This is a genomic window from Vibrio nigripulchritudo ATCC 27043, from assembly GCF_000222685.1.
Classification (GTDB): Bacteria; Pseudomonadota; Gammaproteobacteria; order Enterobacterales; family Vibrionaceae; genus Vibrio; species Vibrio nigripulchritudo.
In genome coordinates, this window is sequence record NZ_AFWJ01000223.1 from 1 (window position 1) to 12,978 (window position 12,978).

The window sequence follows — 12,978 nt, forward strand, 5'->3', positions numbered from 1 at the left end:
ATTTGCGCTCTCGCGAACAAACTTTGAAGTTGAATAAACCCATTATTAATTATGATGAGTAAGCACCATGACTTTATATAGACAGCTAGTCGCATGGATGTTGGCAGTATTTCTGCTGTTGATGACCTCGGTATTCGCCATCGAGTTCAATATCATGCGTAACTTCCTAGAGCAACAACAGCGCTCCGAAGTGAACAATACCATCAACACGGTGGGACTTGCCCTTGCGCCTTATCTTGAAAATCAGGATGAAGTCGCAGTGGAGTCCGTTATCAACGCCCTGTTTGATGGCAGTTCGTATTCCGCTGTCCGACTCATCTTTTTAAGTAATGACAAAGAAATTGTCCGTACTTACCCCATCAAAAACCACGATATCCCAGACTGGTTTACCAACTTAGACTTATTTCGAACCATTCACGATCGGCGGGTGGTCACCAGTGGCTGGCTTCAGCTGGCAGAGGTTGAAATCATCAGCCACCCTGGTGATGCGTACTTTCAGCTCTGGCAGGCTCTAACCAGCTTAGTCACCTTATTTACAGGAATCTTCATTATTGGTGTGGTGGTGATTTCTGCGGTGGTAAGGCGAGCACTGAAACCTCTGACACTCATCATTCAGAAAATGGAAGAAGTGGCGAACAACCACTTTGGAGAACCTCTTGAACGACCACGTACTCGCGATCTGATTGCCGTAGTTGACGGCATTAATGCTATGTCGGCGCAAGTGGAGAAAAGCTTTAAAGCTCAGGCTCGTGAAGCGCAACAATTGCGTGAACGCGCGTACATGGACCCTGTGTCTCAGTTGGGTAACCGTTCCTTCTTTATTGGTCAGCTAAACACTTGGCTGAATGAGTCCGCAATTGGTGGTGTGGCGATCTTACAGGCCACCTTCATCAAAGATGCCTACGATGACGAAGGTTACGAGGTAGGTGACAGTTTAGTGAAAGAACTGGCAGCTTTGCTAAAGGCGACCACTTCTTCTCCTGACGTTACGCTGGCTCGTATCAACACCGCAGAATTTGGCTTCATTTTGCCAAACCTTGAAGAGAGCGAACTGCGCATGGTGTCTGAAAGCATCATGAATTACACCCAGGACATTCGACCAGATCCTACCGGAACGGCGCCAGCCGCTGCTTTCTTGGGTGTGGTTTACAACGAAAATCGCAAGAACACTACCGAAATACTGTCGCTTGTGGATAACGCCCTGTCTAAAGCCCACGCTCACCCAGATAAGCCTTATGGTCTGGTGACAGACAAACAAAACCACGTGCTTCTGGGTAAACAGCAGTGGCGCACTCTGGTGGAAGAAGCCATCGGTAATCAATGGGTGGAGTTCAAACTTCAGAATGCGAACACCACCACTGGTGCGACATATCACCGAGAAGTCTTCTCTGCGATTGAGAAAAATGGTGAACGCTTTACCGCAAACCAATATCTGTTCGCGCTGGAGCAACTGAACGCGGGTCATATTTTTGACCAGTACGTAATCACCTCTATGCTCGACAAACTGCGCTCACGTGAGCTGACGGATACTTTGGCTATCAACCTAACGGTGAGCAGTGTCAGCGAACCTAGTTTCATCCGCTGGTTAACCAAAATCCTGACGAAGAATCAGGCATTGGTGAACAAACTGCACTTTGAAATCCCGGAGTCCTGTTTTATCAACCACCAGCACCATACTGCGCTGATCTGTCACGCGATACGCAGTGCAGGGGCAGATTTTGGTGTCGATAATTACGGGCGACATTTCCATTCTTTGGAGTACATCAACGAATTCAGACCGGCTTACGTTAAATTGGATTATCTGTACACCCATCAGATAGATGATGAGAAACAGAAGTACACACTCACTTCCATCTCGCGTACGGCGCACAACCTTGGCATTAAGACCATCGCATCGCGGGTAGAAACTCAGGCACAGTTGGACTTCCTATCTGAGCACTTTATTGAAGCGTTCCAAGGCTTCATTGTTGATAAATAAGTTTTAAGGTCTATCAGGATGCAAGATCCTTTACTGAACTCCCTGGTGTACATCAGCCGATACTATGGGATGTCGAATTCGCCTGAGGCACTTGTCAGCGGTTTACCCTTAGCCGATGGTAAGCTGACGCCTTTTCTTTTTCCTCGCTCTGCTGAGCGGGCGGGCTTAGTTGCCAGAGAAAACCGTACAGAATTTGAAGCGATTTCAGAGCTGGTCCTCCCGGCGGTATTGCTACTTCGTGGTGGAGATGCCTGCGTACTGGTGAGCGTAAACAGTGAAACGCAAGAAGCCGAAGTCGTCACCGCAGATTCTCATTTGATGCCTATCTCGCTGCCTCTTGATGAACTGAAACAGCAGTATATTGGTCGCTATTTTCTGGTGAAAAAGCAGTTCCGTTACGACGAACGCTCACCTGAAATACTCAAACCAAGAGATGGACACTGGTTCTGGAGCACGCTTCTGGAATCGAAACACATCTATCGGGACGTGTTGATCGCCTCGATTCTGATCAATGTGTTTGCGATTGCCGCCCCCATGTTTACTCGCCTGGTGTACGACAAAGTCGTCCCAAACCTCGCGTTTGAATCTTTATGGGTGCTGGCATCCGGAATATTTGTGGTTTTCCTGTTCGATTTCTTACTCAAATTGCTGCGAAGTTACTTTATCGACGTGGCGGGTAAAAAATCGGATGTCCTGATTTCATCCAAGCTGTTCAGCAAGGTCATGGGCATCCGCATGGAGTCACGTCCGGCTTCGGTTGGCGCTTTTGCCAGACACTTGCAGGAGTTTGAGTCAATTAGAGAATTCTTTACGTCGGCAACCGTCTCTTCTCTGATTGATCTGCCGTTTGCCCTACTCTTCCTGGTCGTCATCTGGCTGGTGGCGGGGAATCTGGTTATCGTTCCTATCGTGGGTATTCTGATTCTGATCATCCATTCGATGCTGATTCAGGGACCATTAAGAAAAAGCATTGAAGAGGGCTCTCGCCTCGCTTCGCAAAAATACGCCAACCTGATTGAGAGTCTGGCAGGTTTGGAGACGGTAAAAGTCTTTGGTGCGCAAAGCCAGTTCCAATACCGTTGGGAAGAAGCGGTTGCGCACATGGCAAACTGGAACATTAAGAGCCGCCGCATCACCGACTCTATCCAGAATGCCGCTGGGTTTATTCAGCAGACATCGAATGTCGGTATGATCATTGTCGGGGTTTATCTGATTGCGGAAGGCGACCTGACCATGGGTGGATTGATCGCTGCCACCATGCTGAGCGGGCGTGCAGTAGGTCCTTTGGTTCAACTTTCATTGCTGTCTACTCGCTACAATCAGGCGAAATCGTCAATGACGATTATTGAGCAAGTCATGTCGATGCCAGACGAGCAGGAAGAAGGAAAGCGCTACATCCACCGCCCTATTGTTCAGGGAAAAATCGAACTGGATCGCGTCACCTTCAATTACCCGGACTCAGAACTTGCTGCCGTGCGAGATGTATCCATCACCATTAATCCGGGAGAAAAAGTCGCCATCATCGGGCGTATTGGTTCAGGAAAAACGACCATTGAACGTCTGATTATGGGCTTGTACCAGCCGACACAAGGCAATGTGCGTATTGATGAAACCGATATCGCTCAGCTTCACCATGTGGATGTAAGACGCAATATAGGCTGTGTACCACAAGACATCACTCTGTTTTACGGTTCTATTCGCGACAACATTACTCTGGGACAACCTTTAGTAGACGACCGAGAGGTGCTGGATGCAGCCAACCGGGGCGGTGTAACGGTATTTACTCAGCAGGACCCGGCGGGTCTAGAACGTCAGGTCGGAGAAGGCGGGATTTTACTTTCTGGCGGTCAGCGTCAGTCTGTAGCGATTGCCCGTGCGTTCATAGGTCGTCCTCCTGTTTTGCTGATGGATGAACCAACCAGCTCGATGGATAACCGCTCTGAGATGCACATTAAGCATCAACTATTAAGCTTGAAGAAAAGTGAAACCCTTATTCTTATTACCCATAAAACATCAATGCTGGACGTGGTTGATCGGGTTATTGTGATGGAAAAAGGGGCGGTTATTGCAGACGGACCAAAAGAACAAGTACTCAACAACCTTAAGCAGGGTCGGGTACGCGCTTCATAAACTCCTTAGATTCAAACAACGCCCTCGATACAGAGGGCGTTTTTGTATCCGAACCACTTCAGGAAACCCTGATTACAACGCACCCGGTTTTGTGCCCTTTTTCAACATATCGATGTGCTGCAACCAAATCGTCCAAGTCATACACAGAATCGATCACCGGAACCAAATCTCCAGTTTCAACCAACCGTTTCAGATAGTTCATGTCACTCTGAGTTTCTATCGCCAACCCAGCCACCATCTGACGTTGACCAAACAGTTTTAAAATCATCATACGAGCAAAATCGGACACGCCACCAGCAGCAGATATCCATATGCCTTTTTCAGTAAGCAAGTGCTCACATTCTGCATATTTCAAACTCCCATGGGTGTCATAGACCACATCAAATCGTTCATTCATTTCACTGACTGGTGCTTTTGAGTAATCCCAGGTCCTCTTTGCACCAATCCGTAACAGCAGTTCACGTTTATCGTCTCGGCAAATGGCAATTACTTCAGCCCCTTTGTATCTGGCTAGCTGAACCCCATAGCAGCCAAGTGCTCCACCTGCGCCATTAATCAGAACTCTTTGCCCCGCTTTGAGCTCAATTTTATGATGAAGAAAATACAGCGAAGCGGTCGCCCCAAAAGGAATCGCGGCAGCTTGTTCGAAGGTCAGTCCATTTGGAATCTTGGCGATGGCAGCGGATTCATCCAGCACAAGAAATTCAGCATTCGCCCCCATATCGGTTCCTGTTCCACCGAAAACTCGATCTCCAATGGCAAAGTTTTTCACCTGATTTCCTGTCGCCACAATTTCTCCGGAAAACTCAGTACCCAGTATCTGCCGCTTAGGTGTTATCAATCCATTGAAAAGCCGCACCGCAAATGGGTCGGCTTGTCGCATGTGGATATCCGCTGCCGACACCGATGTTGCCCGAACCCGAATTTTAATCTGGGTATTGCCCACTTCAGGTTCTTCAACATTGGCAACGTTAAGCACATCTGGCGAACCATACTCCTGATATATCATGGCTTTCATTGACCACTCTCCCAATCTTTAGTGTTTTTCTGCTCTAGGGGCTATTGACCCTAACAATTCGTCTAAAGAAGGACTTGATAATTTGTGCGGTGGTGCGTAATTTTTGAACTCAAACATGGTGAAATGATCAACAACAGATATTCAAAATGACGTCCTTAGTTGAGCAAATAAATGAGCTGGTTGAACACATCGAATTGCACCTTGGTGATGATATGGACATCGCTGATCTTGCAAAGCGAATTCAGCTTTCTCCCTGGCACTTCCAACGCACTTTCAAAAGTCTGGTAGGTGATACGTTAGGTTGCTATGTTCGGGGGAGGCGTCTTTCTTACGCTGCCAAACAGTTACTTGAAACTGATATTGGCATTCTGGAGATAGCTTTGGATACGGGCTTTAACTCACATGAAGCGTTTAGTCGATCGTTCAAAACCTATTTTGGTCTTTCACCAAAAGTATTTCGCGTTCAGAAACCCAAAGTCCTGCTTCAGGAAAAGCCTGTTCTTACTCAGGAACTCGTCACCCACCTGCGTCAGGGAATCGCTCTGAATCCAGCCATTGTCTCTCGCCCTGCCACCTTGTTGGTAGGATTTCAGACTCAAATCCCATCACCATTTATGTTTCAGGAAAGCTACTGTGACCTCCTGGAAGCCCCCTGGATGCAGCTTTTGGATCGTCGCCATGAGATTCCAAACAAGGTGGAGGATACCTACCTGGGGCTGACGATTAGCGACTCTGGGCTGTTTACCGAAGAGGAGGTAACTTACTTGTCGGCAATGAAAGTGACCTCATTTGAGCGCATACCGGATGGTATGGTTACCTATGAATTATCAGAGCAAATGGTCGCGATATTTGAGGTAGAGGAAGTCTCGGAAGTTTCTGTAAATAAGACCATGGATTACATCTACGGTTATTGGTTACCCAATTCAGAATACCAGAGAGCGGAAGGTCAGGATTATGAGCTGTTTGAAGGGCTTAAGAACTTCACATTGCCTGACATGACATCGAAATACGTCATTCCGGTGAAACCCAGACAAAAATGAAAAACCCCGCCACAAGGGCGGGGTGAAAACTCTAAAAGTAGAAAAGGCAGTGGTAACTTTTAGAATTTAACTTCTAGACCTGCAACGTAGCCAAACTCAGTTTTAAGCTTGTCTGCGCCTGTAGGCTTAACATTTGCGTGACCGATTTCAGTGTAAACTTTCACGTTGTTGTGAAGTTTGTGAGAAACGTTCGCGTATACGTTGTGTACTTTTAGGGAATCTTTTACGTCAGCGTAGTCGTAACCACCAGCTAGAGTAGTTTTTTCAGTTAGCTTGTAAGAACCAGATAGCTTAGCAACGTTTAGGGTTGTTGCGTCAGGGTTCTTAGTCGTAGTAGAGCCCAGTGTAACTGAGTCAGCAGTGATCTTAGTGTTTGCGTAAGATGCCGCAACAGTAATTGCGTCAAATGTCGCTTTTACCTGACCGTGGATAGTTGTACCTTTCGCTTTGTTAAATGCAATCGTACCCGCTTTAACGGCGTCCGCTTTAACGTGCTGAAGGTAAAGTGCAGTTTCAATGTCACCAAACTTGTAACCACCAGCTAGATCGTAAGCAAACTTCTCAGAGTCCTTAACACCTTTTTCGAATTCAGCGTATGATGCGCCAACCCAAGCGTTACCGAAAGTACCTTTGTACTTAGCAACAGAGTCACCAGAACCCACTGCCAGAGTTGTCACTTCGTCTTTAAAGAATTTCAGACCGAACTCAATGCCTTCTGAGATACCAGCGCCATCGAAAGTCGTAGTTTGACGACCGGCTGTGAACGTACCGAATTTGCTGTGTTGAACACCAACGTACAGTTCGTCGTTTTCAACCGCAGTTTTCTCAAATTTGAATGCCGCTTTACCGATACCTTTTAGGCTGTCGTTTACGTCTACAGTTGTTGTAGCGAACAGGTCACCATCATCCAGACGGAATTTACTTACTGAGTTTTCAGCACGCTCTTTTTTGTACTGAACTTCAGCTGCACCACCAAGGTCTAGCTTAACGCCATCCTTGTTGTAGATTTCTGCTGCGTTTACTGACGTTGCTGCAAGAGTTACAGCAACAGCAAGAATTGTCTTTTTCATATCATTCATCCACTGCTAATTATTTTTAACTGCAAAATAATTCATTTGCGGAATGAGTATCTTCACTAAAAAGATCGTTATCAATAGACCCTTACGTCAGCTTACATCTTTAAAACCAATAGCTTACAATGCTTACGCTTGAAACATTTTGTTGCATAAGCTGGGTGTAAAAAAGACACAACGAAGAGCAACTTAATGCATATGAATTAACTGACCGACAACCAAATCCAGTACCCTATTGCTGAAAATGTGGCGACCCAGTGAAAGAAAACGATAGTAAACAGCACTCGATAAAAAGACGCCTTCTGCGTTTTATGACGAAGCAGACTTCTCCCAGCTAGCGCACCGGGCCAGCCTCCGATAACGGCAAGAAAGTGAAGCGTTCTCTCTTTCACTCTCCAGTTACCACGTGAAGCCTGATGTTTGTCCCAGCCATAGAAAAGAAACGTTATTACGCTTAGTGCAACTGACGCTACTAACCACAAAAAGGACTGATGGCTATAAAATAGAAAGGCAGATAATAGAACCCAATACAGGATCGACAGCTTCACAGTGCCCCCTTGAAAATAGCTGGATGGAATGAATTTTAGGTAAATAGGATAGTTTAGCTGCCCATTAGCGGAGCAAAGCTGATTTCATAATGGTTGTAAGACAATACGGAAGGTCCGTGTTCACGTCGGGTAACAACGGTATCATCACCAAACTTAACGGTAACACGCGTATACACTTTGTTTTTTATCGTAATGGTATTGGCGGTCAGCATCTGCTCAAATTCAAGCTCTACCGCATCTAGTTTCTTCTTGGTTCGGCTAAGCAGATCGTTGTTCTTTTGTTTAAGCGTCGCGACGTTATCGACCATCTCCTGAGTACGCTCTGCTTTAGGCGTTTTAGACAGCTCCAGTTCAGCGCGAACCACCTTCATGGTGTCTTCCTGAACCTTCTTATAACTCTCTTTCAGCCTTTCAATACCGTCTTTGTACTTCTTGTAGCGAGCACAAGCTTCTACGGTGGTGACCGAATCCCCTTCAACACCAAGATTGACACAGGTAATTTTGCCGCCGACTTGTGTATCACCGCCACTCAAAGTGCCTTGTTTACCGTTCGCATCAGAAACCGTCAGATCTCCTCCGCAGCGAACGTCATTTTGTAAACTGTGGATGGCAAATGTCACGTCATCGTGCGCCTGTATGGTCGCGTACTGTGCGTATTTACTGGTAATAGACCCACCAGAACGAACAACACAGGCGTTTTCCTCGCCTTCTGCGATAGGACGACCAATAATGCCTTTCGCGGCGGTAATGTCACCATGCGCCTGAACGTCGGCAGATTCAATAAAGCCGCCAACCGTAATTGAGCCGGTCGCCAAAACTTTCATACCAGGTTCGATGTCGCCAGTGATCACCACACAGCCTTTGAATTTTATGTGACCCGTAGACACGTCCACTTTGCTTAAACACAAAGCATTATCCACTTCGACAGTAGACCCTTTTTTCATCATCGGCATACCAGAGACGGCAGCACGCAGCAAATTAGGATCGTCTTTGCAAATGTAGGTGCCTTTACCTTCACGCAAAAGTTTGTCGTTTCCCGGTTTAGGTGGGATCACTTTGCCGCATACAGTGAAACCTGGTTTACCTTTGGTTGCAGGCTTACGCCGCATAAGTTCTTCATTTTCAGCCACGGTAATGGTTTCACCGAGGTTGCGCATGTCAACTTTATGGGTAACGGAATTGATTTCCTGAGGTCTCAGAACGCGTGCATTGATGTCCGGGAAGAGTGGAGTGAATTCGGCGTCTTTTCCTTCTACGGGCATCTTGCCCTGGGCAACCGCTTGTGAAAATTCCTGACCGGGCGGCACTTTGTGGCTCATCGCCAGTACTTTTTTCAGCGCAAGTTTGTTGATTCCTTTGGTTACTTTCGCCAGAGAAAGCGCTTCGACAATTTCACTGCCCCGTAGTGCCCGACCACCCTGAGCACCAGTCACAACCATTCGGGCGATCATATCGTTATCTTCAAGCACAACACTAACTGAAGCATTCTTGCGAAATGCAATGTTCACACCCTGAAACGCTTCTTTTTGGTTTTTCTGGCAGCGGAAATAAAACTTTTGACGGCACTGTCGTCGAGGAAGAAAGAGGCAGCTCCCAAGCTTTCGATGGCATGATCAAGCCCAAGCTCACCAAAATCGGACTCTACCGTCACATCGGTGGGCATTTGCGCTATGACAAACTGATCGTCATCTGAAAGTCGGATGAACTCTTTCCACATACTCCATTACTCAAAAATAAGACTCCATTTCTGGAATGAGTGTAACGAATTTGCCCAAAGGTTTAACAAAAAAATGCTCAAATTCCGGCGATGGTCACTAATACAAGCACGCATTTATCGCCATAATGAGAATATTTACTATTAAGCTCATAACATTAATGACATTTTTCATGTTAAATGCACAACTTTAAGTTACATAAGCCATACAATGGAGTTTAGAAAAAGCATCTGGCTGGTTTATGGTAAATCTACGTTATATTAACAGCTCAGATAAAATGTTAATTTTCAGTGAATTGGTATACCGCTTTTACCCTTTTTCCGCAGTTTGAATACTCTAAGGACTCACAAAGCTCAGAGACCAAAACAATACCGCGTCCGTAGCTGTTTTCATCGGATACCATATTCAACTCGTGGTAGTTAAAACCTTCCCCAGTATGCTCGATTGTCATCGCCAGTTGATTGATTTCAGGCAAGTATTCCAGATCCAAGGTTAACACCGCATCATCACTGAGGTCTTGCAAGCGCTCCTCACGAAGCTGGTAGTAAGTAAAGAAGCCTTCTTCATCGTTCTTGAGATTGGAATCCAGCCCAAGAAGCCCATGCTCAATGGCATTAGCAAACAACTCAGACAACACCGAGCAGACCAAGTCCAGATTCGGTCCACCGCTGACAATACCGGAAATGTAATGCCTGACCTCAGCCATCACGGTCACGCCACTGAGTACGTCTTTCGGGAAGCTTAAGCGCGTGTTCAGCGGTACTCTGCCTACAAATGGCAGTTCGGCATCTGGCGTTTGCCCCGCTTCATTGTGGATAGGGAACGTCATGGTCAGAATAGACAGGTCATCGTCTTTGCTCTTATGAGAAAAGACATTCACTGCCTCATACAGTGAAGGGATAATCGCGTTCGGTTCACAAGCGTTGAGCACATCTTTAAGGCGATCTTCGCCAAACTGCTCCCCTGTTGGATTCGCCGCTTCAGTCACACCATCGGTGTAACACACAATCTGCTGCCCCTGCTCCATACGCAAATGCACCATATTGGTTTCGAACTCTTCAGCGCTCAGAACACCCAAAGGCATGTGGGCAGACGTCAGGTTATTGATGATTTTGCCCTCTGAATCCAGTATGTAGCTGTCAGGTAATCCACCGCCCCACCAGGTGACATCAACACCATTGGCGCTGATCTCAAACACATTGGCCGCAACCATCATGCCCAGAGGCAGAAAGCGTACGAGTGCTGTATTGATCTCTTCGAGAATTTCACCAAGCGACATGCCCTTCGCAGCCATGGAGAAAAACGCCCTTGTCGCCGGAATGGTTGAAATAGCAGCCGGTAAGCCGTGCCCCGTCGCATCGGCAATCATGACATAAACCCCACCTTGTGGTCGGTTAGCCACAACAATAAGGTCCCCGTTAAATACCGTAGAAGGGTTAGAAATGTACTCAATACCATCGATATTTTTGTACATGTCTTCAGCAAGGTTAGTAAAAATAGATTCGGAAATCGCGTAGTCGTACTTCACCTGCTCGCGGAACTTACTCAACTCATCGCGCTGCTTGCTCACTTCATTGTGCATTTTGGCGATGCGATAGTGCGCCTGAACTTTAGCAAGTAAGGTGCTTCGACCAACCGGTTTCAGGATGAAATCGTCACCATAAAACAGACACCGCCCAAAGGAGTCTCGGTCATCCAGCACCGTCAGAAAAATGATCGGCATGTGCACATTCGGGAACTCGGCACGGATCTCTTTTGCGGTAGTAAAGCCATCTTTCACGGGCATCATGACGTCCATCAGGATGACGTCCGGCAGGGCTTCGGCTTCTTTGAGCGCGTCTACCACCCCTTCCCCGTTCTCAAACAAAGTGATGTCCTCTGCAATGCTGGTCAGCATATATCGGAACATTTCTCGGTTGGTTTTCTGATCATCGACTATCAGTATTCGCATAACCTAGCCCTCCTGAATTCGTTATTCGATTGAAAACTTCTTATCAAATCTCGAGATCAGCAGAATTTTCTTCACTTGCGGCATACTGTTGGTGATCACGATTTCTCCGTCTTTCTGATTCAGATACTTGTGCATATTGAGCAACATTCCCAACCCTGCACTGTCGATGTAATCGACTTTGCGAAAATCAACCACAAAGCGATACCCTTTCTGTTCGCAGTAACTTTGACGAAATTCGTGTACCAGATTAAAGCCAAATGCGCCTTCGACAGAAATCACAACACGTCGTTGGTTGTTATCTATTTCAGCAGTTACAGACATAGTTCTTCTCCCTAGAATAATTCAACTTCACCTTCATCAATCCCAGATTGCTGCGCCGCCGCTTCACCACGGTTTTGCGCGTTGGATTTCAGTTCTTCGATACCCTGAACCAAATCTGAAAGCTCTATTTCACCTTGATTAAATTTGTTCATTAGCCCAACCATTTCTTCTATGGCGTTGGTACTTCGCTGGGCATGTTCCCCCTGCTGAACAACGATGTCGGCAAACTGCAAAGCACGGATCCCGTTGCTCACCTGATCTGCCAGTTCGCGCCCCATCCCCTGGATCTTGTCGATCTCCTCTTTGATTTCCACATTCACCTGTTGCACGCCCTGCAACATGTCTTCAACCTGATCTTTTGAGTCGATCGCCACCGTCATATCAATCGATGCGATCTCACCCACCGTGACGTTGGCTTCTTTGATCGTCCCCTGAGCGATGGTGATCTCTTTCTGAATTTGTCCGTTGAGATCTTCTGCCTTAAGCGACAGGTTACGCACCTCCTGCGCAACCACCGCAAAGCCTCGACCCGCATCCCCGGCTCGCGCCGCTTCAATCGCGGCGTTCAATGCAAGCAGGTTGGTTTGTTCTGACAGCCCCTGAACCTGATCAAGCAGGCGAAATACATTGTCTAATTTGGACGACATATCGTGAATGCTGTGAACCGCTGTGATGCTTTTTTCGGAGACGGTAATCAGAATTTCGATGTACTCAGCAAATATCTTTTCGGTTCTTGGAAGCACTTGTGTGAGGCTGTATTTACTGTCCTGATTCGCCAGAAGGTTATTCACTAACTGGGAAGAAACGTCACTCTGACGCTGTGAGACATCCTGCAAGCCAAAAAAGCTGTCATTCAATGTCACAACGGATTCGTCCATTACCCCTCGCTGCTTATTCAGGCTTTCCTGAATATGCGGAAGCTCTTCGTCAATCAACGACTGGACCGCTTGAAGATGAGCCTGATTGTCTCCGGACACGTCCACCTTCATTTCTACTTTCGGCGCTTCAGCTGCAGGGGCTTTTTGTGAGGATTTAATCAACACCCAGGGCGACGCTGCCACCAGCACAGCCAAGCCGACCACCCACATTGATGTCACTTCCATCACAATGAAGCTGAGACCAACGACCTGGAGACCCAAAATGAGCCACCAGGTCGTTAAGAATTTGGTTATTTTCTGCATTATTATTAACCTCTTAAGTTCAG

General features: G+C 46.9%; 9 protein-coding genes and 1 pseudogene. 3 read left to right on the forward strand and 7 right to left on the reverse strand.

Annotated elements, in window-relative coordinates; translation table 11 throughout:
- The first annotated feature begins 67 nt into the window (after positions 1–67).
- Together RH89_RS15460 and RH89_RS15465 are read left to right on the forward strand one after the other, a co-directional pair.
- Positions 68–1,978 carry a bifunctional diguanylate cyclase/phosphodiesterase gene (locus RH89_RS15460; protein ID WP_004403935.1) on the forward strand — a complete coding sequence of 637 codons (1,911 nt, stop codon included), beginning with the start codon at positions 68–70 and terminating at the stop codon, positions 1,976–1,978.
- An 18-nt stretch (positions 1,979–1,996) separates the two neighbouring features.
- Positions 1,997–4,108: a type I secretion system permease/ATPase gene (locus tag RH89_RS15465; protein WP_004403936.1), complete on the forward strand. Its 2,112-nt coding sequence runs from the start codon at positions 1,997–1,999 to the stop codon at positions 4,106–4,108.
- A 58-nt stretch (positions 4,109–4,166) separates the two neighbouring features.
- Here RH89_RS15465 and RH89_RS15470 read toward each other — a convergent pair whose 3' ends face one another.
- Positions 4,167–5,126 carry an NAD(P)-dependent alcohol dehydrogenase gene (locus RH89_RS15470; RefSeq protein WP_004403937.1) on the reverse strand — a complete coding sequence of 320 codons (960 nt, stop codon included), beginning with the start codon at positions 5,124–5,126 and terminating at the stop codon, positions 4,167–4,169.
- Positions 5,127–5,272: 146 nt separating this feature from the next.
- On the opposite strand from RH89_RS15470, the gene RH89_RS15475 reads away from it, so the two are divergent.
- Positions 5,273–6,166, forward strand: a complete 894-nt coding sequence (locus RH89_RS15475; protein ID WP_004403939.1) for an AraC family transcriptional regulator — start codon at positions 5,273–5,275, stop codon at positions 6,164–6,166.
- 59 nt (positions 6,167–6,225) lie between these two features.
- On the opposite strand, the gene RH89_RS15480 is transcribed toward RH89_RS15475, so the two are convergent.
- From RH89_RS15480 to RH89_RS15505, 6 genes and pseudogenes are all read right to left on the reverse strand, one after another.
- The gene (locus RH89_RS15480) at positions 6,226–7,236 is read right to left on the reverse strand and encodes a porin (RefSeq protein WP_004403940.1); all 1,011 of its coding nucleotides are present in this window, start codon (positions 7,234–7,236) and stop codon (positions 6,226–6,228) included.
- A gap of 206 nt (positions 7,237–7,442) precedes the next feature.
- Complete coding sequence (locus RH89_RS15485; RefSeq protein ID WP_038146327.1) at positions 7,443–7,787, reverse strand: DUF1294 domain-containing protein; 345 nt, start codon at positions 7,785–7,787, stop codon at positions 7,443–7,445.
- 53 nt (positions 7,788–7,840) lie between these two features.
- A pseudogene (locus tag RH89_RS15490) lies at positions 7,841–9,504 on the reverse strand (DUF342 domain-containing protein).
- A 278-nt stretch (positions 9,505–9,782) separates the two neighbouring features.
- Positions 9,783–11,453, reverse strand: a complete 1,671-nt coding sequence (locus tag RH89_RS15495) for an ATP-binding SpoIIE family protein phosphatase (protein ID WP_004403951.1) — start codon at positions 11,451–11,453, stop codon at positions 9,783–9,785.
- Between the two features lie 21 nt (positions 11,454–11,474).
- Entirely contained in the window at positions 11,475–11,774 is a 300-nt protein-coding gene (locus tag RH89_RS15500) for an STAS domain-containing protein (protein WP_004403952.1), read from the reverse strand.
- An 11-nt stretch (positions 11,775–11,785) separates the two neighbouring features.
- The gene (locus RH89_RS15505) at positions 11,786–12,955 is read right to left on the reverse strand and encodes a methyl-accepting chemotaxis protein (RefSeq protein WP_004403953.1); all 1,170 of its coding nucleotides are present in this window, start codon (positions 12,953–12,955) and stop codon (positions 11,786–11,788) included.
- Positions 12,956–12,978 lie beyond the last annotated feature (23 nt).